17 protein-coding genes and 1 pseudogene are annotated in these 21,662 nt (G+C 55.4%); 9 read left to right on the top strand and 9 right to left on the bottom strand.

Annotated elements, in window-relative coordinates; all coding sequences use genetic code 11:
- Positions 1-73 precede the first annotated feature (73 nt).
- The 5 genes from HPC62_RS01420 to HPC62_RS01400 all read right to left on the bottom strand — a co-directional run bounded on the left by HPC62_RS01420 (position 74) and on the right by HPC62_RS01400 (position 4,111).
- Positions 74-457 carry a KH domain-containing protein gene (locus HPC62_RS01420; protein ID WP_172353430.1) on the bottom strand — a complete coding sequence of 128 codons (384 nt, stop codon included), beginning with the start codon at positions 455-457 and terminating at the stop codon, positions 74-76.
- A 4-nt stretch (positions 458-461) separates the two neighbouring features.
- Complete coding sequence (gene rpsP / locus HPC62_RS01415) at positions 462-713, bottom strand: 30S ribosomal protein S16 (RefSeq protein ID WP_068510770.1); 252 nt, start codon at positions 711-713, stop codon at positions 462-464.
- A 159-nt stretch (positions 714-872) separates the two neighbouring features.
- The gene (locus HPC62_RS01410) at positions 873-2,402 is read right to left on the bottom strand and encodes a SagB/ThcOx family dehydrogenase (protein ID WP_172353429.1); all 1,530 of its coding nucleotides are present in this window, start codon (positions 2,400-2,402) and stop codon (positions 873-875) included.
- Between the two features lie 120 nt (positions 2,403-2,522).
- The gene (gene codA / locus HPC62_RS01405) at positions 2,523-3,791 is read right to left on the bottom strand and encodes a cytosine deaminase (RefSeq protein ID WP_172353428.1); all 1,269 of its coding nucleotides are present in this window, start codon (positions 3,789-3,791) and stop codon (positions 2,523-2,525) included.
- Between the two features lie 107 nt (positions 3,792-3,898).
- The gene (locus tag HPC62_RS01400; protein WP_172353427.1) at positions 3,899-4,111 is read right to left on the bottom strand and encodes a hypothetical protein; all 213 of its coding nucleotides are present in this window, start codon (positions 4,109-4,111) and stop codon (positions 3,899-3,901) included.
- Positions 4,112-4,927: 816 nt separating this feature from the next.
- On the opposite strand from HPC62_RS01400, the gene HPC62_RS01395 reads away from it, so the two are divergent.
- The 6 genes and pseudogenes from HPC62_RS01395 to HPC62_RS01370 all read left to right on the top strand — a co-directional run bounded on the left by HPC62_RS01395 (position 4,928) and on the right by HPC62_RS01370 (position 12,091).
- Positions 4,928-7,081 carry a GAF domain-containing sensor histidine kinase gene (locus HPC62_RS01395; protein WP_172353426.1) on the top strand — a complete coding sequence of 718 codons (2,154 nt, stop codon included), beginning with the start codon at positions 4,928-4,930 and terminating at the stop codon, positions 7,079-7,081.
- A 23-nt stretch (positions 7,082-7,104) separates the two neighbouring features.
- Positions 7,105-7,281: pseudogene (locus HPC62_RS01390) on the top strand (YkgJ family cysteine cluster protein); the annotation flags it as partial.
- 96 nt (positions 7,282-7,377) lie between these two features.
- A complete protein-coding gene (locus tag HPC62_RS01385; protein WP_172353244.1) occupies positions 7,378-8,691 on the top strand; it encodes an NF041680 family putative transposase in 1,314 nt (437 codons plus the stop codon).
- 341 nt (positions 8,692-9,032) lie between these two features.
- Complete coding sequence (locus tag HPC62_RS01380) at positions 9,033-9,926, top strand: DNA/RNA non-specific endonuclease (RefSeq protein ID WP_172353424.1); 894 nt, start codon at positions 9,033-9,035, stop codon at positions 9,924-9,926.
- A 228-nt stretch (positions 9,927-10,154) separates the two neighbouring features.
- Positions 10,155-10,694, top strand: a complete 540-nt coding sequence (gene pyrR / locus HPC62_RS01375; RefSeq protein ID WP_172353423.1) for a bifunctional pyr operon transcriptional regulator/uracil phosphoribosyltransferase PyrR — start codon at positions 10,155-10,157, stop codon at positions 10,692-10,694.
- A 224-nt stretch (positions 10,695-10,918) separates the two neighbouring features.
- Positions 10,919-12,091, top strand: coding sequence for a transposase (locus tag HPC62_RS01370; protein WP_172353422.1), 1,173 nt, complete (start codon positions 10,919-10,921; stop codon positions 12,089-12,091).
- Between the two features lie 766 nt (positions 12,092-12,857).
- Here HPC62_RS01370 and HPC62_RS01365 read toward each other — a convergent pair.
- Both HPC62_RS01365 and purD read right to left on the bottom strand, forming a co-directional pair.
- Positions 12,858-13,667 (bottom strand): hypothetical protein, encoded by an 810-nt coding sequence (locus tag HPC62_RS01365; protein ID WP_172353421.1) that lies wholly within the window; start codon positions 13,665-13,667, stop codon positions 12,858-12,860.
- Positions 13,668-14,742: 1,075 nt separating this feature from the next.
- Positions 14,743-16,020 carry a phosphoribosylamine--glycine ligase gene (purD, locus tag HPC62_RS01360; protein ID WP_172353420.1) on the bottom strand — a complete coding sequence of 426 codons (1,278 nt, stop codon included), beginning with the start codon at positions 16,018-16,020 and terminating at the stop codon, positions 14,743-14,745.
- 224 nt (positions 16,021-16,244) lie between these two features.
- Here purD and HPC62_RS01355 point away from each other — a divergent pair, with 224 nt between their 5' ends.
- Positions 16,245-17,579, top strand: a complete 1,335-nt coding sequence (locus tag HPC62_RS01355) for a tetratricopeptide repeat protein (protein ID WP_172353419.1) — start codon at positions 16,245-16,247, stop codon at positions 17,577-17,579.
- A 374-nt stretch (positions 17,580-17,953) separates the two neighbouring features.
- On the top strand, positions 17,954-18,307 hold the full coding sequence (locus tag HPC62_RS01350) for a phenylpyruvate tautomerase MIF-related protein (RefSeq protein WP_172353418.1): 354 nt from the start codon (positions 17,954-17,956) through the stop codon (positions 18,305-18,307).
- 193 nt (positions 18,308-18,500) lie between these two features.
- Here the strand turns inward: HPC62_RS01350 and HPC62_RS01345 are convergent, their stop codons facing one another.
- Both HPC62_RS01345 and HPC62_RS01340 read right to left on the bottom strand, forming a co-directional pair.
- Positions 18,501-19,391: a succinate--CoA ligase subunit alpha gene (locus HPC62_RS01345; protein ID WP_172353417.1), complete on the bottom strand. Its 891-nt coding sequence runs from the start codon at positions 19,389-19,391 to the stop codon at positions 18,501-18,503.
- A gap of 96 nt (positions 19,392-19,487) precedes the next feature.
- The gene (locus HPC62_RS01340) at positions 19,488-20,711 is read right to left on the bottom strand and encodes a succinate--CoA ligase subunit beta (protein ID WP_172353416.1); all 1,224 of its coding nucleotides are present in this window, start codon (positions 20,709-20,711) and stop codon (positions 19,488-19,490) included.
- 181 nt (positions 20,712-20,892) lie between these two features.
- Here HPC62_RS01340 and HPC62_RS01335 point away from each other — a divergent pair, with 181 nt between their 5' ends.
- Positions 20,893-21,567 carry a YqiA/YcfP family alpha/beta fold hydrolase gene (locus HPC62_RS01335; protein ID WP_172353415.1) on the top strand — a complete coding sequence of 225 codons (675 nt, stop codon included), beginning with the start codon at positions 20,893-20,895 and terminating at the stop codon, positions 21,565-21,567.
- Positions 21,568-21,662: the final 95 nt, after the last annotated feature.

Here is a 21,662-nt window from a genome sequence, read left to right as displayed (position 1 = left end):
CGCCTCAAAATTTGAAGAAATTTGAAGGCGCAGCGTCGGACATTGTCAGGCAATTTCGGACAATTATTGGGCATTATCGAGGGCGCGATCGACGGGGCATCGGCTTGGCAGAGCCAGAACGACGGTCAACTGGAGCTTCCCGCCCACCTTCGTCTCGTCCAGCAGGTTGCCCACCAAACACATCTAGATGAAGAGAGTAGCCAGAGGCTCGTGCAATTCCCTGCAACACGGTGCGAATGGCTTGAATATTCCGTCCGCCACGACCGTACACCCGCCCCCGATCTTCGCCGTCAAACGCGACACGCACCAAGACTCTAGAGTTGCGAGGCAGCACCTCACAATCGACCTTTAGCGATGCTGGCGATTCCAAGAATGGCTCCAGCAAAAACTTCACGACTCCTACGTAATCAGGAGTCGCAGCAGAATCTGGCAAATCGGGAGCAGTTGCGTCGGACACGACCTCACTGAGCCTTAAGCTGTTCAAAAACGTTTTGCTTTTCGAGGATATGGCGGACGGTATCCGTCGGCTGAGCGCCCTCTTTCAGGCGCTTGATGATAGCAGGCACATTGAGCTTTACTTCATCGCTCCGGGGATTGTAGAAGCCCAACTCTTCTAGCGGACGACCATCGCGACGAGAGGTACTCTTCACCGCAACGATCCGGTAGCTTGCCTCAAACTTTTTGCCGTACCGCTTTAAACGCAGCTTAACCATGCTTGAACTATTTGCTCCTGGGGTAATTCACAAAAACTTGCCGCAGTCCAGTCTCTTATTCTACTATGCCAAGGCTCGCTGTGCAAAAGCATTTTGTGATAGCCTTTGCGACCAACTTGGATTCCTCTCTTGGATTCCTCTCTTGGATTCCTCTTTGGATTACTCGCTGGCCCGACCCCGGCCGAGTGTCGTAATGTACAGCACGGCCTCATCGGGGGGAATGCCCAGCACTTCATTCACCTGGTCGTCAAAAAATCCGCCGATGCCGCTGACTCCTAGCCCTAGTCGCACGGCCGCCAAATTGAGGCGCTGGCCCAAATGTCCCGCATCCATATGCAGGTAGCGATAGGCGCGATCGCCATACTGGGCCACCGCCCGCTGCAAATCTGCCGTGTGAAACAGCACCGCCGCCGCATCGCGGCCCAGGTCTTGCCCTAGGCAGAGGGTGTGCAGCTCTCGCCGAAAGTTTTTGAAGCGAATCTGGCGGAGTTCTTGGGCCCTGGGTGCGTAGTAGTAGCAGCCTTCTTCCAGCCCCTCCACGCCGGAAATGGCGATGAAGGTTTCGATCAGGCTGAGGTCGAAATAGTCGGGCGATCGGTCGAGTCCCTGATCTAGATAGTGAGCGGGCTGGTAGGTAAAATCGAGCAGCAGACGCAGTTCTTCCAGCGTCAGGTCGGTCCCGCTGTAGGCGCGGGTGGAGCGACGCTTGAGCATGGTCTTTTCTAGCTCTGCCAGATGGTCGCCCCAGGCGATCGCCCCGCTTTCCATTGACACCTTCAGGCAAAACGGAAAGTTGTATTGATCCGGCTCGCCGTCGGCGCGGGCGGCGGGCAGGCGATCGGGGAGCGGATCGCCGCTGATCTGTGTCATCTGGTGCATGTAGCTCAGCAGCCTGCCGTCGGGAATGTCGGGATAGTCGGTCTGGATGGCAGAAGGGAGTGCCGTCGAGGTGGGCGGCAAGTTTTGGTCGATATCCCACAGGTCGGCTAGGGGAACAATGGCGATCGCCCCTTCCTGCGCCGCGTCCAGATACATCAACTGGTTCACCGCCTCATCGCGAAAGCCGCCAATCAGGTGAGGGCGATAGTCGTTGATGGCCCCTGCCAGTTCAATATTGCCCAACAAATGCCCAGCATCCAAAAAAATTCGGCGATAGGCCCGGTCTTGATAGCGCCAGGCCGATCGTCCAAACACCACCGTCACCACCAGCGCCATCTGGGTCGCGTCCAGCGCCGGATGCCAGAAACAGGCTTCCTGAAGCGGCTTCCAGGCTTCCGTTTCCCAAAAGTGCAGCAGCGAATTGGTCTGGGTCTGGTAATGATACAGTCCTACTGGAAGCTGGGGCGTGCCCCGCGAAATCAGGTAGACCTCGGCCGGGTATAGCCCGCCCGCCGACGGAGCCGCCCGCAGATAGACCGCTTCCCCGTTCAGCATGGTCATTTTCACCGTTAGCCCGTAGCTGCAAAACAGGAAGCGAGCAATCCGCTGCCACTGCTTGTCGCCGTTGTCTAGGGCGGGTTCGGCGTTGAGGTAGGGTTTCAGGTCATAGGCTGTGCCGATTTTGTATTCCTTAAAGGGAATAGGCTGGTTGCGCCAGTCAAGCTGCTGGGTCTTGCTGGCCAGCGTCGTGGGATCATACTTGGTGCGATCGTGAAAGTGCTGGGCGATCGAGCGGCGTTGATCTGGCATGAGTTCCACCGTAGCGTTCCACAATCCATCCTGCTCTACGATCTTGACACCCCAAACTCAGTTCGACGAGAGCAATTCTTACAAATTTGGTGATTTGGTAAATCCAGGCGAAAGTTGCCCCTAAAGTTTCCACTGCGGTTGCGGCGGTTCTGTCTGGGCGATGAGCCTGCCCCGTGAGATGACGTAGCGAATCGTGGCGCGGCGGCGGATGGCATCGTAGCGATCGCCCGCATCTAGCACAATCAAATTCGCGGGTTTGCCCACCGCAATGCCGTACTGATCTTCGAGGTGGAGTGTCTTTGCGCCGTTCCACGTCACCATGTTGTAGCAAGCGTCGATCTCTGGAACGCCCGTCATCTGGCAAATGTGAACCGCCATGCTGGCCACATCGAGCATATTGCCCGTGCCCAGGGGATACCACGGATCTTGCACACAGTCATGGCCGAGGCTGACGTTTTGCCCCTGCTGCCACAGTTCTTTGACCCGCGTCACGCCGCGCCGCTTGGGATAGGTGTCGGCGCGTCCTTGCAAGGTGATGTTAATCAGCGGATTGGCGACGAAGTTGATGCAGGTTCGCTGCAAAAAGCCCATCAGCTTGAAGGCATAGGCATTGTTGTAGGAATGGAACGCGGTGGTGTGGCTAGCCGTCACGCGATCGCCCATGCCCGTGCGAATTGCATTGGCCACAATCACTTCCAGAAACCGGGACTGCTCATCGTCAATTTCGTCGCAATGCACGTCGATCAGGCGGTCATATTGGACGGCCAGTTCAAAAATCTTGTGAATCGACTGCACGCCGTCTTCTCGCGTTAGCTCGTAGTGGGGAATGCCGCCGACCACATCGGCCCCCATCAGCAGCGCCTCTTCCAGTAGCGTCTCGTTTTTCGGGCTACCATACACGCCATCCTGCGGAAAGGCAACCACTTGCAGCGTCATCCAGTCTTTCACGGCCTCGCGGGCCGCCAGTAGCCCCTTGAGTGCCGTCAGCGTGGGTTCGCTCACGTCGGCATGGCTGCGGACAAACAGCACGCCCTGCTGAGCCTGCTGCTTCAGGGTGGCGATCGCCCGCTCGGTCACGTCTTCCAGCGTCAGCGATTGCTTGCGCTCCCGCCAAATTTCAATCCCCTCGAACAGCGTACCGCTCTGGTTCCAGCGGGGATCGCCCACCGTCATGGCCGAATCCAGGTGAATGTGCGACTCCACAAAGGGTGGACTGACAATTTGTTCCTGTAGCGCTAGCTCGGTCTGATGCGGAGCGGCGGGCGGGAGTTGTGGGGCGATCGCCGTGATGGTGCCGTCTTCGATAGCAATATCGACCAATTCAGCGGGGCGATCGGGATGCAGCAACCGACCCCGGCGCAACAGCAACGCAGAAGCAGATTCAGGCATAGCAGGAAAGTCATGTGGCGAAACTTTCCCCAGTCTACTCTGGGCGATTCACCAGAATTGCCAAGCTGCTGACAAGAGCGGACACGCCTGGGTCAAACCTGCCAGAGCTAATCGACCACTCGCAGCATTCCCCGACGCAGCGCCTCAAACACCCGATCTACCAGGGCCCGATCCTTGGGATTGAGCATCGTTTCTCCCAGCGCCACGCGCATGAAGCTCTGCTGATCTCGCCGAGAAATACAGCGGGTGGCAAAGATGTGGTCTACGATTTGCTCAAGCAGGTTAGAGGAAAGGTCGGGTGCAGGGGTGGACGATTTCATATGAGGCAGCGGGGAACATCTACTCTTCTAAATATCAGTTGAATCCCTGGTTTTTACGGTGATAGTCCGGGCAGTTTTGCGTGATTTTGCGAAAGGTCTGGGGTGACGCTGCCATCGCGTAGCACTGATCTAAGTCCTGAGTCGCGGTGATCCAGATCAACAAATCTTGTGAATTTTGCCACATTAGATACACAGAGGCGATCGCCCCCTGCGATACATTAAAGACATCAGGGCTTGCACTATCCGGCGATCGCAGGAAGGCTCCGGTTGGGTTCCGGCTTGATTAGTAGGCAATTTCTGGTAACGCCTACCTGGCATAATCCAGAATTTTGGATTCGATTTGGATTTAGCTTTGCCTGTGCTTTCACAGAATTTACGCTGGAAAATTCTCAACAATCTTTCTCCGATGCGTTTCCAGGAAGTTGAGTTTTGCGGAAGCGCCTGTCAGCTTTTTGTATGGCAAGCCGTCGCACAGAAACTTGTCATTGGTTTCCAATCTGAGTTTCAAGAGCGTGTGTCTTAGCCACATCTGGAAAGCATTGTGAAAGTATTGTGACGGCTATTAAGAAGATGGTAGCCGCTTCCAAACTTTCGCGCAGGAAGGCGGTGCCGACCCAAGGCTCATCTTGGCTTTGTCAGTCAGAGCCGTAGACAAGACGTAGAAACACGGTTCTGGCGCATAGATTGAACCCTTTAGTATGGATAGGGTTTTTGTTTATAGACGGTCGATTCCAGGTTTTTGCTGAAATCCATGCAGCGCTTGGAATTTCTGGGTGCTTTTTTCTAAACCCTAATTATTGTATTCACTGAAAAACCGTGGTCTGGTTGCGCTATTTTCGTCCACAGGCTTCTCATTACGATTCATCGTTTATTCAGCAGACCACTCTGGTACGCCAGATCGGCGATCGCATCCGCAGTTCTCTGGAACTGTCTGTGGTGCTGCAAACCGCAGTGGAAGAAGTGGTGGCGCAATTGCCCGTCGAGTGCTGTCTGTTCCTCTGGTACTTTCAAGACATTCAGCGGGTACAGGTCGTCTGTGAAGCGGGCGATCGCACGCTGTCTAGCAGCACGCTATCCAACGGCACGCCATCCGGCGGTATCGGGCATTTTCCCCTGACGAAGTTTGGCGACCTGGTCAGCGCCATCGACCACGGTGAGCTAATCCTGCGACCCGGCAAAGCCAGCAATCGACCCAATGGATTGCTGGGTCTGCAACCCGGAATGCAAAGCTGCCCTATCGACCCCCCCGGGCCCCTGTTTGGCGATTCGGCAGTGCTAATGATCCCTGTCAAAGGGCTGGAACACTCGCGGGGCTACCTAGTTTGCCTAGACTCGACCCGTCGGCACTGGTCGCCAAACACTGTAGAACTGATGCAGGCGATCGCCCAGCCGCTTGAGATGGCAATCCGCCAAGCGCAGCTATACGACCGCTTACAAAAGCAGGCGCGGCGCGAGCGACTGGTGAACCAGATTACCGCACAAACGCGCCAGAGTTTAGATGTCCAAAAGATCCTGAAACGGGCGATCGCCCAACTGCTAAACGCGCTGGAGGTGGATCGCTGTCTGGTGCATCTGGTGGAAGCGCCCGATGAGCTAACCGATGTTGCAGAGGAGTTGGGGAATTCCCATCCTGATGCTCTGGGCGACTCCTTGGGCGATCGCGGGGAAGGCTACAACAGGTTTCGCCGCAAGCATCTCTTTGAGGTCTGCCGCGAACCCTTCCCGTCTACCATTGCAGACTTTGACACCGACGGCCCGATTACTCGCTGGGTCATCGAAAACCGTCAGCAGGTCGTCATTTCCGACATTACCCAAGACCCCCGCATCGGAACCGACAATCAGGAATATCGCCTAGCCCAGATTCAGTCGTCGCTGGTGGTGCCCGTCCAGGCAAACGGCACGCTCCAGGCCATCCTGTATCTCAACCAGTGTTCGCATATCCGCTACTGGACACGAGACGACCAAAAGCTTGCCCAGGCCGTCGCCGACCAGCTTGCGATCTCGATCCAGCAGGCCCACCTCTACGCCAAAACCCGCCAGCAGGCCCAGGAAAGCGCCGCCCAGGCCGAGCGCCTCAGCGAGGCCCTGCTGAATCTCCAGCAAACCCAGGCACACCTGATCCAGAGCGAGAAAATGTCCAGCTTGGGGCAACTGGTATCGGGGATCGCCCACGAAATCAACAACCCCATCAGCTTCATCTACGGCAATATCCCCTTCGTGGAGCGCTACGTCAAAGACCTGCTGCGGCTGCTGACGGCTTATCAAGCCAGCTATCCCCAAAGCACCGAAAAGCTGCGAGACTTGCTGGAGGAAATCGAGCCAGACTTTGTGCTAGAAGACTTGCCCCGAATTCTCGACTCCATGCGGGCGGGAGCCAGTCGAATTCGGGAAATTGTGCTGTCGCTTCGCAATTTCTCGCGGGTGCATGAGGCAAACCGCAAGGTGGTGGATCTGCAAGAGGGTCTGGAAAGTACGCTTAAGCTCCTACAGCATTCCATTCCCGCAGATGTGGAAATTTGCCGTTGCTATGGCGATTTGCCGCCTGTGGAATGCTTTCCTAGTCGGCTGAATCAGGTCTTTTTCCACATTATTAAAAACGCGCTGGAGGCGATGGAATCCGTTGGCGATCGCCCTCGGATCATCACCCTCACCACCGAATCCTTCTGGCACTCGCCCCTAGAGCAGCCCTGGGTGCGCGTGGCGATCGCCGACACGGGCCCCGGCATCCCTGCCCACCTCCAGCCCAAGATTTTTGACCCCTTCTTCACCACCAAAAGCGTTGGCCAGGGCTACGGGCTGGGGCTTTCCATTGCCTATCAGACCATCGTGCAGCAGCACCAGGGAACGCTGGAGTGCCACTCGACGCTGGGCAAAGGCACCACGTTCATCCTCGAAATTCCGATTTGCCCCCCCACTGCCCCACCGCCCGACGCCCCCGACCCGCCCCTTGCTGCGCTGAGGACCGTTTAGCCCTTGCCGCCAAGCTCGACACCATGAACTGCCGCCCCGACTGCGGTGCCTGCTGCATCGCGCCTTCGATCAATAGTCCCCTGCCGGGTATGCCAAACGGCAAACCCGCCGGAGTACGCTGTGTACAGTTGACCGAAGATAACCGCTGCAAGCTGTTTGGCAAGCCAGAGCGCCCTGCCTTTTGCAACCACTTGCAGCCATTAGAGCTTTAGTTTGGACTAATGGTGAAGAGGAAGGCAGTCAATGAGAAGCACCGACTGCCGTAAGGTCAATGAAGTACAACCAACATTGACCCCATGATTTTCAACGAACTTCAGCAATTTCGCCAAACGTTGTATGCCAGCTTGGGAAACGCCAGAGATGCCCTGTTTGATCTGATGGATGCCGTGTTAGTGAGTGCGTGCATCGTGTCGTTTGTGAGGCTATCGCAGAGTCCTGTCTTTCGTCGCCAGTGGTCGAGCACCTATGAAGCGTTGCGCGATAGCCGCCTACCCCGATCAAAGGTGCTGAAGCTGTTGGTGCAGCAGATACCGACTCAGCAGCAACCGTTGTTGGCAGGTGATGCGAGTCGGTGGAACCGTCCTGCTGCCAGGCGTTTGAAAGACCGCACCTTATCAGGCAGAACAGGACATGCCCCGATAGCCGGACAAAACTACAGTACCTTAGCCTGGATTGCTGAAGACAGGGGCAGTTGGGCATTACCATTGCGGCATGAGCGCATCACCAGCTTTGAAACACCCGCCAGTAAAGCGGCATTCCAACTCAAACAAGTGACTCGGCAGTTAGCGGTGCGTCCGTTGGCGATCTACGACCGAGGGTACGGCAATGCCAGTTTTGTCAACCAAACGGCAGGGATTGAGGCAGACTTGCTGCTGCGGGTTACATCCAATCGATGTGTCTATGGCGCGCCCCCAGCGTATCGAGGGCGAGGCGCACCTGCCAAGCATGGACATAAGATGAAACTCAATGACCCTGACACTTGGAGTGTCCCGGTCGAAACCGTTGAAGTCGATGATCCCAACTGGGGACGAGTGCGGGTCAGTCGTTGGAGTGCATACCATTTCCGCAAATCCCCCAAACGGGCAATGGAAGTGTTGCGCGTGGAGGTGCTGGAGACACAGAGCAGCACGCGACGCTTGGCTCCTTTGTGGTTAGTTTGGCTGGGTGAGCAGATGCCTCCGTTAGAAACCCTGTGGTTGCACTACCTCCGTCGCTTTGCCATTGAACACTGGTATCGCTTTGCCAAGCAGAGGCTATATTGGACACATCCCCAGTTCAGTTCTGTATCGGCAACCGAACAGTGGAGCAGCCTGATGCCGTTGCTCAGTTGGCAGTTGTGGTTAGCGCGAAAGGACTGTACTGACCACCCCTTGCCCTGGCAGGCACCGCAAGAAACGTTGACTCCGGGTCGGGTCGCACAAGCGTTTGCAGGCATTTTGGCAGCGATTGGCACCCCTGCTCCTGCGCCTAAACCTCGTGGTAAATCGCCAGGACGAGGCAAGGGGCACAAGCCAACTCCTCGTCCCTGCTATCCGATGGTCAAAAAACGAGCCTCGAAACGCAAGACATCCGAACAATCCCTGAACAGTCCGGTTGCAACAGCAGCTTAACTGCGAGCAGGATTGTATCCAATTCCTTAAGTTCAACTGTTATGAACGGTTGAGCAGATTCTTTATGGCATCCTGTTGAGCATTATTGTGATGCCAGTTAGTCCAAACTAAAGATTAGAGGAGATGTGTGGCACCTGCCGAGAAGAGGCGATCGCCTACCTGACGGCTTTGGAAACTGCCACGGCTCCGGCTTCGTCTCCAGACCCACCCCAGCGCTAGCCCGCCGTCTGCCCTGGGTATTCTGGACTGTGAAGCCAGGGAAACAAACAGGGCGCGGATACAGGCGGATACAGGCGGATACAGGCGGGATGCAGAGCCAGGGCAACCAAGGGGGAAACGCCATGCTGAATTGGAACACAATCTTCAAGCCTCGAAAACGACTTAAACGAGCCGTGAGTGCCGGACTGGGCCTTTTGCTGGCAGGTTCTCTGGCAGCGGGCTGTGCCCAACTGGCGGCCCATGTGTTGCTGCCCGATCCCACCATCGACTCGGTACACTTGGCGCTGGGGAACCCCAGCGAAGCGACCGCCGAAACTCGGAATGAAAATAATTACCTGATCGTGCGGCCGCAATACGCCCTGTCCTACAACCGGGGCAAAAATATCGCCAATTGGGTGAGCTGGCAGCTTGACGCAAGCTGGCTGGGCCGATTGCCGCGATCGCCCTTCATGCCCGATCCCTCTTTGCCCCAAGGCTGGTATCGCGTCACCACCAACGACTACACCGGCAGCGGGTTTGACCGGGGACACCTGTTGCCCGCCGCCGACCGCAACGCCCGCCCCGAAGATAGCCAGTCTGTCTTCTGGATGACCAACATCATCCCCCAATCCCCCGACAACAACCAGGGCCCCTGGGAAGGACTGGAAAGCTATTGCCGCACCCTGGCCCGCCGGGGACACACGCTCTACATCATCGCAGGCGGCGCAGGCGAAGGCGGCACAGCCCGCAACGGCCCCCGCAACACCATTGGCCGGAGCAGCAACCCCATCTCCGTCCCCGCCGCCACCTGGAAAATCGCCGTAGTGCTAAATCCAGGGCAAACCCTCGAAGACATCGGCACAGATACTCGCGTCATCACGGTCATCATGCCCAATGACATGGGCATTAAGGACAACAATTGGCGCGACTATCGCGAATCGGTAGACACGATTGAAAATATTACGGGCTATGATTTTCTCTCCGTCTTGCCCGACGAAATCGAGGAATTTCTGGAAGCAAAGATCGACAGCCGCTAGCGGTTAGGTCACTTCAGGTCACATTCAGGTCACATTCAGGTCACGGTGTCACGGTTGCAGGCTGGGCTGAGGCTCGATGTGTTCGATGTGGGGCGATTTTTGGGCGATCGCCTGTTGCCCGCTTGCCTCTTCAGAGAACAAGGGTTAGGGTTCAGAAGTTAGGCTTTAGCCGTGTAATCGTTTAAGTTATCGTCTAACCCCTGTCCACTCTTTCTCACTCTCCAGCCCATGCCCCCCGAAGTCATCGAAATCCTCTCGCCCGATGAAGTTCGCCGCACGGTCAACCGCCTTGCTTCGCAGATTGTAGAGCGGGCTGGCGACCTGTCGAAGCTGGTGCTGGTGGGCATTTTTACGCGGGGCGTGCCGCTAGCGGAACTGCTGGGCCGACAAATCGAGGCCCTGGAGGGCGTGAAGATTCCCGTAGGACATCTGGACATCACCTTCTGGCGCGACGACCTCGACCAGATCGACCTGCGAACGCCAGAAAAGACCGACATTCCTTTCGACCTGACGGATAAGGTCATCGTGCTAGTAGACGACGTGATCTATCGGGGACGCACGATTCGCGCCGCGCTAAATGCCGTAACGGAATATGGCCGCCCTGAGAAGATCCTGCTGGCCGTGCTGGTCGATCGGGGCCATCGAGATTTGCCAATTCACCCCGATTTCACAGGGAAGGAATTGCCCACTGCAAAGGATGAAAAAGTGAAGGTCTTTCTGCAAGAAATTGACGGGCGCGATGGCGTAGAACTGCTTAAACCTAACTGAATACGTGCAGCGTTCTACTGGCAAAAAGCTTCAGGTGTTGCGAATATTTCCTGATCTGATCCGAGGCAAGCTCTGGACTGGAGGCAAGGCCAGAAACTCTCGGATAGCTTCAGCCGTTTCCTGCCCTGCTTGACTGACAAAACAGGTTAAAGCTGGAACGAAAGCCATGCGGGAAGCAGAGCATGATTTAGGCTGAGAAGTAACCACACAAACCAGTCAAATCAATGTCACCGACTTCCCGTCTTTATGATGCGTTGAATGATTTTCTGCGTCAATGCGACATTCAGTGGCAGGATGCTCGCCATCTGCAAACACTGTGCTGGATGATCATTGGCATGATTGGAAGCCAAAACGTTCATCTCAATGGATTTGGGGTGTATGTGAGGAGTCGCGCTCAAATGGCTCAATCCCACCAACGCCGGTTTCGCCGCTGGTTGTCGAATCGGCGGATCAATGTCGCGTCCGCTCATCATGCGCTGATTGGGCAGGCTCTGTCCAACTGGCAGACCCAACGACTCTACTTAAGCCTCGATACAACGGTCGTATGGAATTGTTTCTGCATCGTCTGGGTCGCAGTGGTGTACCGAGGAAGAACGGTTCCGGTCGCTTGGAAAGTGGTGGCGCAATCAAGCAGCACCGTCAGGTTGTGGACGATTCAACGGGTACTGCGGCAAGCGCAACGGCTGATGCCCGAGGGTGTCGCGATTGTCCTTTTGGCAGACCGAGGGTTTGCCGATGGCAAGTTGATGAAATACCTCCGGGAGAATCTGGGTTGGCATTTCCGCATCCGCATCAAACGCTCCTTCCAATTTCAGCACCAAGGGCAGTGGCGCCAGGTATCGTCGGTTCAATTGCAACCAGGACAAGCTTACTTTACGCCTGCAGTGTCGGTGGGTAGAACAAAGCCCTACGACAATGTTTACCTTGCCTTTGCCCACGACAAACTCAGCAGCGAGAATTGGACAATTGTGAGTGATGAGCCGACGAACTTGCAGACGTTTGCCCAATATCGACTGAGATTTCAGGTGGAGGAGTCGTTTTTGGATTTGAAGTCCAACGGGTTTAATCTCGAAGCCTCCAGACTCAGAGACAAGGTTGCCCTTTCCCAGTTGTGTGGGGTAATCGCCTTGACGATGCTGTTCTTAGTTCTCCAAGGGGTGCAAGTGGTCGCATCCGGCAAGCGTCGCCAAGTCGATGCTCACTGGAAGCGCGGCATGAGTTATCTCAAGCTGGGCTGGAATTGGATTCGGCTGGCTATCACTCACCAGTGGAAGATTCACGTTTATCAGTTCCTCTCCTGTTCACCTGACCCTCAACCTGCCATCGCATCAAGGCGACAACACGATGACTCCCTAAAGCGTGAATTCACTGTCCTCAGCCGTATTCCAGCTTCTTAGTTTTGTCAGTCAAGCAGGTGTGGTTACTTCTCAGCCTAAATCATGCTCTGCTTCCCGCATGGCTTTCGTTCCAGCTTTAACCTGTTTTGTTAGTCAAGCAGGACAGCGGGTCGTTTCTAAGTTTGGGCGATCGCACGTCAGCTCGGTTTTACCTAAGTTCGGAGACATCACGGTGGATAAACCCAGCAGAATTCCACCTGAGAAAAGCAAGAATCCTAATATCCGCAGAAGCGGCAATGGCTGCGTTTTCAGGACTAGTCGCTGGGAATCCTTGCGAGTTACTTTTAGCAGACCGTCTTGTTTTTTAGTTGCTGTCATTACATCTAAGCCTACCTTTTGAAGCAAACGAGAATGATCGAGATTTCTTGTGCTTTTTATATTGGGGCACCTCGATTAATTGCCTTATTGAGAATCTTAGGAGCCTGAAACCCTTGTTTTCTCGCAACCATTCTCAAGAGGATCTGAATTTTTCGAGGTGCCCATTGGCAATTCTGAGTTCTCTGAAGAGATCTTTGAGTCTATATTAGAAATTGGAAAGAAAAATTAAGCAGGACTGCAAGAGCTTACATCGATCAATTCGCGTTAAGCCAGAAGTGTTGAATCTTGATGGTAAAACTTTACAAAAAGCACTCTCAAGAGGCGGATTATTGAGAATGGAAGCAATAAGTAGGTCATTACAGGCAGAATTATAGATCTTTTGTACTGGATTCAGCTATGAACTTGCCCTGCTAACATTGCGTTCAACACTTCTGGCGTTAAGCCCTTCCTATTGCCCTACATAAAGTGAATTACTTCCTGGGGCTATAATCTGAACAGGAGGCAGGGCTAAAAAATCTCGAATTGCCTTAGTCGTTTCCTGTCTGCTCGAAAGATTTGAATCTACAAAAGCCAATTCTATTGGCAGCCGTTTGCCTGTTTTGGTCAGGGCAACAATTCGATAACGATAACCCCTGCTGGATGAGACCCATTGAAACTCTTCAATGGCGATTGATTCAATATCTGACAGAGGTACGGTTTTAGTAGCTTTTCCAGATAAGGGTCGGAAAGATAACTTACCTGTCAATCGATCGAATTTACAATATCCCTGACGAAGGCTAAGGAGTAGTGTTGAAGCACATATTAGAATTCCCCAAACAGGATAGAAGAGGTGATACAGGAAAAGTAATGCAAGTTGCAAGTATTCGATATCTCGCTCCATCCAAGATATGGGAGGATGGACATCACGTAGGGATGATTGAGCGGGATTTTTGAGAAATCGCTGAATCTTGTCAGCGATCGCTCTTGCTTCGTCAGGATTTTTCCAAAGTCCAACTCGCATTTCTATATGGGAGTCAGTGAGTTTCAAGGCTGGTGAAGTTTCTAAATCAACCCGGGTTTCTGTGCCTGAACTCATCTCCCCTATCGAAATCCGGACTTCATAGAAGTCGCTTAGCATTTCCAAGTTAAAGTTGTCCGATAGTTGCAAAACAGTAATCTGGGCTTCTAGCTGATTCGAGGACTGAAGTTCAACAGAATGTCGATAAAAAATTGGGAGGGAGCCAATGAATTGGGTTTTCTGGCAGCGCGTAGTCTCCAAAGTCGGGCGATGCACGCTAGTTCCGTATTGCTTGGAATTGAAGGTATAAGGACGGATAAAAAAGGAAGTAATACGCCTGACATAATCAAGAACCCCACTGTTCGAAGGCTCCGAAACGAACGAGTCTTCAAGATGAGTTGCTCGGAATCCTGATAGGCGACACTCAAGGGCACACCGTGCTGTTTGGCTATTTTCATCGCATCTGAGCCTACCTTTTGAAGCAAGTGGAAATGCTCAAGCTGTCTTATATGTTTGATACCGGAAATTTCGGCTTGCCTGGAGAATATCGAGACAAAAATTAACCGAAATGAGCAACCCTGCCACAGATCTACGATTCACTCCTACACACTACGATCCACACCGTCTCAGGCAGCAATTCCAGAAGCCGCTGAGCGAGCGACCGAAAATTTTTACCTCTACTGTCAATGCTTCTAAGAGGGTGTTTGAAAAGGTATCGCCTGTAATGTTAAGCACTCAGAGATCCCCCCTAGCCCCCCTTTTTAAGGGGGGAAACCGCCTTAAAGTCCCCCTTTTTAAGGGGGATTTAGGGGGATCTTGCACGCTTTGCTACAAACAGTAGGACTTTTCAAACATTCTCTCAGAGATCCCCCCTAGCCCCCCTTAAAAAGGGGGGAAACCGCCTTAAAGTCCCCCTTTTTAAGGGGGATTTAGGGGGATCTTGCACGCTTTGCTACAAACAGTAGGACTTTTCAAACATTCTCTAAGGCACGTTACGACTGGAATGGCTGGAAGACCGACAGATCCTTGACAGCCTGCCCAAAATCGCCCATCCAAAATTGAGAATCAGATAAGCCATTGGGCTTTGCTGAAAAGAAGTGTGATTCTCGTGCCTGAGCGTCTTGCAGCCCTCACTCTAGCCCTCTCCCAAAGGAGAGGGGACACGAGAAGAAGGGTTGGGGATGCGTCGTTCATATCTGCGTTTAGCAACGCCAGCCATCTCGACCAGCGGTAACTTTAGCAACTTCCAAGGTGTGACCAAAAAGTGTGACCAAAACGCGACCCGCGCCACTCTAGATAAGATAGCTAAGATAAGATGGTGTCCAGATAGCGCCGTTCAAGTCAGCACCCGATGCCCAATATCCCGCCGACAGTAAGCACCCTCAAACTGGATGCAATCTACGGCTTCGTAGGCGAGGGCGATCGCCTCTCTCACCGTTTCCCCCAGCGCAGTGATGCCCAGCACTCGGCCGCCGTCGGTGAGAATCGTGTCGCCGATCAGTCGAGTGCCTGCATGGAAGACCATCGCGCCCGTGTCGGCGGCTTGGGCGAGGCCGCTAATGGGTTTCCCCTTTTCGTAGCTGCCAGGATAACCTCCGGCGGCGAGGACGACGCAAGCGGCGGCTCCAGGCTTCCATTGCAGCGGCGGAAAGTCGGCCAGGGTTTGTTGGGTGCAGGCCAACATTAGCTGATCGAGCGGCGTTTCTAGCAGCGGCAGCACGACCTGGGTTTCGGGATCGCCAAAACGACAGTTAAACTCGATGACTTTGGGATCGCCCTGGGGTGTAATCATCAGCCCTGCATAAAGGACTCCGCGATAGTCGATGCCGCGATCGCGCAGGGTGGCGATCGCCGGTTCCAGAATCTCAGTCTGGATGCGTGTCATTAGCTCTGGCGTAACCACCGGGGCCGGGGCGTAGGCTCCCATGCCGCCTGTGTTTTCGCCCGTGTCGCCCTCGCCAATGCGCTTATGATCCTGAGCGGGCAGCAAGGGTCGAATGGTGAGTCCATCCGTCACCGCTAGCACGGAGGCTTCTTCGCCCGTCAGGTATTCCTCCAGCACCACACGGCTGCCCGCTTCGCCAAACTGCCCCCCGAAGGCGGCTTCGATGGCGGCGATCGCCTCTGTTTCGGTCATGGCCACCGTCACGCCCTTGCCTGCCGCCAGCCCGTCTGCTTTCACCACAATCGGCGCACCCTGTTTGCGAACCTGGGCGATCGCCGCTGTGGCATCGCTAAACACGGCTGCGTTTGCGGTGGGAATGCCGGCCGCTTTCATCAGATCCTTTGCCCAAGCTTTGCTGGCTTCGATCTGGGCCCCCGCCTGGGTCGGGCCAAAGACTTGCAATCCCTGCTCTTTCAAATAGTCGGCAATGCCATTGGCCAGGGGCACTTCTGGCCCCACCGCAATCAGGCTAAAGTTATTGACCAGGGAAAATCGAGCAATGCCTTCAAAGTCCTTGACCGAAAGCCCCAGATTGCGGCAACGGGGAAGGGTTGCAGTACCGCCATTGCCAGGAACGCACACGACCTCCTGCACGCTGGGAGACTGCAATAGAGAAGTGGCGATCGCATGTTCTCTGCCGCCGTTTCCCACTACCAGAACTTTAACCACACCCTCACCAACCGTTACGAATGTTACCTGTTGCGTCTCAAAACATCCTCCATTATGCACCCTGATGCCACCAATCTCCTGATGCCGATAAAACTCTCGCAAAGCGTTAAAAGTCTGGCGGAAAACCTCTGGCTTCGGCGTAAGGTAAAGAAGGCGGCGAAAATTCGATGCAACGGCTGTCGAACGCCCGATTTCTTCGCTATTTTGCTGTGACGAGTGAGATCATGCCTGTTTCTATGCCCGGTTCTAGAGCCAAAACGCACAAGACTCATCACCAGACTCAATGGAGAGCGATCGCGCTGATGCTCGGTTGTGGCGGTCTGTGGGCCACGCTGCAATCGCTGCCCACAACGGCTCAGACCGCAGAAACGGTGGCCCAAATCGTGCCCCTGCCGCCCCCGGTTGCGCCGTCGCCCTCCGAGAACCCATCCTCGCAAGAGGAACTGCTCCGAACACCGCCCAACCCGCTAGAGATGACGGAACCCGATCCTCTGTTGCCTAGCCCAGTCGTGGATCGGCCCCTCAGCCCGCTGGAAATTTACTTCCTGCGGCTGGGGGTAGAGGACTTGCAGCGGCAGGCGGAAGCGCGGTATGCGCTGGGCCAAACGAATGCTGCGTTTGAAATCTGGTATCGCGAGCTGCGGCTGCGGCGGGTGCTGGGTCTGTCAGAAGAAGTGTCGGCGCTGGGGCGCGTGGGGGAAGTTGCGTGGCGCGAAAACCGCCGCACCGATACGCGAATCATCACCGCCCGCCTGGAGCAAATCGAGCAAGAGCAGCAGGCAATCGCTCCGCCAGACTATAGCCTCCTGCTCAGCATCGCCCAGGGCTATGAAAAAATGCGGGCACTGCCGCTAGCCGTCACCCTCTATGACCAGCTTTTGACCCAGGCGCGGGCCGAGCGCAACAGTGCCGTTGAACAGTTGGTGCTAACTTCCTTGGGGCAACTGCACCTGGCCTGGTTTGACTACGAAAAGGCGGCGATCGCCTATACAGATTTGCTCAACCTAGCGCGATCGCGCAGCGACGGCATTCGCGAATTGGAGTATCTACAGCAGCTTGCCTATATTTACCAGCAGGGCAAAATGCCCGACCGCGCTATCCCGATTCAGCAAGAACTGATGCAGCGATACGAAGCCCTGCCCCTGCCGCTGCTGATCCCGCCGCTCAAGATTGCGCTGGGGGACAATTACCGGGCGATCGGCCGCGCGGGACTGGCTGCGACCACCTACCAGGAAGCCTTTACCCAGGCCCAGGCGCAGCAGCAGTATGGCTACTCTAGCGAGGCACTGGTGCATCTAGCAGTGCTATATGAGGGGCTAAATCGTCCCGCAGATGCGCTACTGGTCTATCAAACGCTGATTCAAGTCGAGCAGCAGTCCTACAACACCTACGGCATCATGACCGCCTACGAAAAAATTGCCCAATTGCACCAGGCCCAGGGCGAAACCGCAGAGGCGATCGCTGCTTATCAGTCCGCCCTTTCTCTGGCGCAGCAGCTCGACTATGCCAGCCGCGTTAGCGCCTACACCGCTCAAATTCAAACCCTCAGCGGCAGCTAACATCAGTTCAATCTCTTGAGTCATCCGTTAAACGGTCGTTAAACGGTTTGTCATTAAAAACTGCGGCTGTTACTGAGATATCTTTGAGGATATCTTTGAGTCAGCATAGAGTTCAGCGTGTAGCTCTACTGTGTACACAGATCTCGATTGGTTGCGTCAGGCTCCGAAAGATCCCCCTAAATCCCCCTTATCAGGGAGGACTTCCGATCCCCCCCTTGCTCAAGGGGGGCTAGGGGGGATCAAAGCATCGCCGCTCAAACAAGACTTGGGTGTACACACTAGCAGCGCATCGAGAAAGTCATTGAGCTTGTCGAACGTCCTTGTCGAAAGTCTGAACCCAGCTTGCCCTTTAGAACTGCCACAGCGTAACTGCCATGCCCTTGATCAAGATCCAAACCTCCGTGTCTTGTCCTACGTTGACCGAAGTGGAAGAACTGTTGAAGACCCTGTCAGACAGTCTGGCAAAGCACACAGGCAAGCCCGAATCCTATGTAATGACTGCGTTTGAGTCGGATGTGCCCATGACCTTTGGGGGCACGCTCGATCCGGTTTGCTATGTGGAAGTGAAAAGTGTGGGTTCCTTTAACCCCGCCCAAACCAAGTCCATGAGCCAGGAGTTTTGCCAGATTATCAGTGCGACGCTGGGCGTGCCTGGAAACCGCACCTATATTGAGTTTTCTGAGGCCAAGGGCTATCTCTGGGGCTGGAACGGGGCGACCTTTGGCTGATGCCCGCCCTGCCGCTGACCGGAATCAGCCCGCTGAACCCAACCTGCCGAATCTAGGGCCCCTGAAAACGGGGAAACCGGGCTGAGATGCTCCGGAAGTCCCCCTTACTAAGGGGGATTTAAGGGGGATCGACTCAGGGCAATCAGTGACCCAGGAAGTTTTAAGACCCTGCCTAGAATCTGAAGTGCGTCCCTCAAATCCGCAAGGCCTGTTTTAGCAAGCTGGGAATATCGGACGGGCGATCGGCAACGGGAACGCCTGCTTTTTGGAAGGCGGTTACTTTGCTGTCAGGTGTGCCGATTTCGCTGCCCCAGCCCGCCACCAGGGAGGCAATGATAGCCCCAGCGTGGCCCATGCGATGATTCTTGGGCGCGGTGCGTCCGGCAATGTAGGCGATTACGGGTTTATCGATCGCCTCGACGATGTAGCGGGCTGCTTCTTCTTCACTGTTGCCCCCAATTTCGCCCACTAGCACGATCGCCTCGGTCTGGTCGTCTTCGTCCAGAATTTGCAGCCACTGCTGAAAGGAAGAGCCAACGATGCGATCGCCCCCAATACCTACTGCAATCGACTGGCCCAGTTCCGCCTGTGTCAGATGCAGCGCGATTTCGTGGGTGAGCGTGCCGCTGCGGCTGATCAGCCCGATACGTCCGGGGGAATACAACTCGGCAGGGTACGTGCCTAACAAAATCTTGCCAGGGAGGATAATGCCGGGGCTATCGGGCCCGACGACCAGCGTATCGGTGCGCTCAGCAATATGCAGCAGCTTCACCATGTCCAGCGGCGGCACGCCCTCCGTCACCAGCACCAGATGCCGAATCCCAGCGGCGATCGCCTCCAGCGCCGCATCCAGCATCCGATACGGCTCCATCAGGATTACTGTCACATCCATCGGGCCAGCGGTTGCTAAGGCCTGTTCCACCAAGTCGAACACAGGCACACCCTCTAGCACTTGCCCACCGTGCCCCGGCGACACCCCAGCCACGATCGACGTGCCATAGGCCCGCATTCGCGTCGTGTAGAGGCTTCCCAGAGCGCCCGCAATGCCTTGCACCAGAACTTTACTTCTTGCCGATAAATCCATGTCTGATAGAGCGTTTGGGTTTGAGAGTTAGGATTTGTGAAACTTGAGCCTTGAGAAGAGACGGGCAAAATGCGAAACGCCTGCCCAGAGGCAACCCTACCGCCCGACTCCGGCTCCCTCACTGAGGGCGATCGCTTTGGTGAGGGCCTCATCCAGCGAATCCAGAACAAACAGCATTGACAAGTCTAGGGCAGCGAGTTGCTCACGGGCTGCTGCCGCATGGGCCCCGCCCAGCCGCACAACAAGGGGAACGCTGACGGGCTGGCGCTGCTGCTTCAGGTAGCGGGCGATCGCCCCGGCAACCGCATTGCAGGTTTCTGCGCCGCCCAGCAAGTTGAGCAATACGCTCCGCAGCCGCTGGGTCTGCAAGATCCAGTCCAGCCCTTTTTCTAGGCGATCGCATAGCGTATCGGGCGGCAGCCGATAGGACGACTCTCCCCCCAAGTTCAGACAGGCCGACGGCTGTCCACCCGCCCGATCGACCAGATCGAGTGTCGCCATCGTCAGCCCCGCCCCGTTGCACAAGATGCCCAGGCTGCCAGGAAACAGCATGGGATTCAAGTTGGGCAGATCAAAGGCGCTGGCGGCCAGTCCGCTACAGGTTGGGCCCATTGCCAGGGTGGAGTGGGAGGGACGATGCGCGGAGTGATCCCTGCGGCCCCCCACCGACTGCATCACCGGTAAATCTGGATGTCGCTCCAGTGCTGCATCGTTCACAGCGACCTTGCCATCCAGTGCCATGACTTCCCCAGCCGGATTGACCGCCAGGGGGTTGATCTCGACCAGATCCAGGTCATAGGTCAAAAACAGGCGATACATTTTCTCGACGATCGCGCTGACGGACTCGATTAGCCCACCCGATAGCCCCATATTGATCGCCAATCGCCGCGCATAAAAGGGCGAAAACTCTCCATCCACCAGCACCTGCTGAATTTGTCGCGAGGTTGCCTCCAGCGCCATGCCCCCTTCCCGCGACCCCAGCAGCAGCGGCCGCCGCAGCGATGGATCAAGCACCACTGCCAGATAGAGTTCCTGGTCTGGCTCATACTTTGCCTCCGCCAGCAGCACTTCTGGATATTGCCCTAAAATCGGCAGGTAGAAAATCGCCTGAGCCGCCGCCACCGCATCAATTGTGTTTTCTGCAAAGCGCACGCCGCCTGCCTTACCACGCCCCCCCGCATACACCTGCGACTTCAGCACAATGGGATAGGGAATCCGCAACTGTTTCAAGTCCTTAGGATGGTCAATCCGCTGCGACGGCAGGATGGGAATGCCAACTTTCTGAAATAGATCCTTTGCCTGATATTCGAGGAGATCCATAGAGGAGAGAAAGGGGAAAGAAAAGGTTGAGGAAGGAAGGAGGTGAGGGAGGGAGGTTAGTTGCTGACGGCTTGAACACTCCCTTGTGCCCCCAAGACGGCCAATCGCATAATCTCAGGAAAGATTGCAAGAAAGAAGATTGCAAGAGAGATCTAAATATAGACCAGAAAACGGCTGAGCAATGGTGTTCTACTGCTACTTACATGGGTTTGCGTCGAGTCCTAATTCTGCCAAGGCGCGGGATTTGGGCGATCGCTTTCGGGCGGCTGGGCTGTCTCTAGTCATCCCCGATTTGAACCAAAATGACTTTGCCCACCTGACGCTCAGTCGTCAAATTGCCCAGGTCGAAGCGCTACTGCCGCCCCCGCCGGAGCCTGTGGTGCTGATTGGGTCGAGCCTTGGCGGGCTAACGGCGGCCTGGCTGGGCGATTTGCAAAGCGATCCCTGCGGGAATCGCCATCCCCAGGTGCAAAAACTGGTGCTGCTGGCTCCGGCATTTGGGTTTCTCGATCACTGGCTGCCTCGCCTAGGGACGGAGCAGGTAGCGCAGTGGCAAGAGACAGGCTTTCTGTCGGTTTATCATTATGGCGATCAGGCAATGCGGCCGCTGCATTATGGATTTGTCTCGGATGCAGTGATGTATGATCACTCCACGCTGAAGCGGCCAGTGCCCACGCTGATTTTGCACGGGATACGGGATGACGTAATTCCAGTCCAGTCCAGCCGAGATTACGCCGCAACTCGCCCCTGGGTTACGCTACTGGAACTGGATAGTGACCATGCGCTGACCGACCAACAGGATGCCATTTGGCAGGCCGTCCAAACATTCTGTGAAATTGATTTAGAACTAAGCTAGTGGGGGGTGTTGCCCCTCGTGCCTGAATGCTAGAGCCGCTCAAGCTGCCTAGAATTGAAAAATAGTCATCTTAGGGCACTGACATACTTGAAACA

Origin of the sequence: Thermoleptolyngbya sichuanensis A183 (genome assembly GCF_013177315.1) — a bacterium.
GTDB lineage: Bacteria > Cyanobacteriota > Cyanobacteriia > Elainellales > Elainellaceae > Thermoleptolyngbya > Thermoleptolyngbya sichuanensis.
The sequence above is the reverse complement of the archived record's forward strand: the minus strand, read 5'-3'. Positions and strand labels throughout refer to the sequence as shown.

What these genes read in the sequence shown, in the direction of transcription:
- HPC62_RS01345 (WP_172353417.1), bottom strand. Translation starts at nt 19,391, where the DNA reads ATGGATTTATCGGCAAGAAGTAAAGTTCTGGTGCAAGGCATTGCGGGC.
- HPC62_RS01335 (WP_172353415.1), top strand. Translation starts at nt 20,893, where the DNA reads ATGGTGTTCTACTGCTACTTACATGGGTTTGCGTCGAGTCCTAATTCT.
- HPC62_RS01400 (WP_172353427.1), bottom strand. Translation starts at nt 4,111, where the DNA reads ATGAAATCGTCCACCCCTGCACCCGACCTTTCCTCTAACCTGCTTGAG.
- HPC62_RS01340 (WP_172353416.1), bottom strand. Translation starts at nt 20,711, where the DNA reads ATGGATCTCCTCGAATATCAGGCAAAGGATCTATTTCAGAAAGTTGGC.
- rpsP (WP_068510770.1), bottom strand. Translation starts at nt 713, where the DNA reads ATGGTTAAGCTGCGTTTAAAGCGGTACGGCAAAAAGTTTGAGGCAAGC.
- HPC62_RS01410 (WP_172353429.1), bottom strand. Translation starts at nt 2,402, where the DNA reads ATGCCAGATCAACGCCGCTCGATCGCCCAGCACTTTCACGATCGCACC.
- codA (WP_172353428.1), bottom strand. Translation starts at nt 3,791, where the DNA reads ATGCCTGAATCTGCTTCTGCGTTGCTGTTGCGCCGGGGTCGGTTGCTG.
- HPC62_RS01380 (WP_172353424.1), top strand. Translation starts at nt 9,033, where the DNA reads ATGCTGAATTGGAACACAATCTTCAAGCCTCGAAAACGACTTAAACGA.
- HPC62_RS01385 (WP_172353244.1), top strand. Translation starts at nt 7,378, where the DNA reads ATGATTTTCAACGAACTTCAGCAATTTCGCCAAACGTTGTATGCCAGC.
- HPC62_RS01355 (WP_172353419.1), top strand. Translation starts at nt 16,245, where the DNA reads ATGCCTGTTTCTATGCCCGGTTCTAGAGCCAAAACGCACAAGACTCAT.
- pyrR (WP_172353423.1), top strand. Translation starts at nt 10,155, where the DNA reads ATGCCCCCCGAAGTCATCGAAATCCTCTCGCCCGATGAAGTTCGCCGC.
- HPC62_RS01370 (WP_172353422.1), top strand. Translation starts at nt 10,919, where the DNA reads ATGTCACCGACTTCCCGTCTTTATGATGCGTTGAATGATTTTCTGCGT.
- HPC62_RS01350 (WP_172353418.1), top strand. Translation starts at nt 17,954, where the DNA reads ATGCCCTTGATCAAGATCCAAACCTCCGTGTCTTGTCCTACGTTGACC.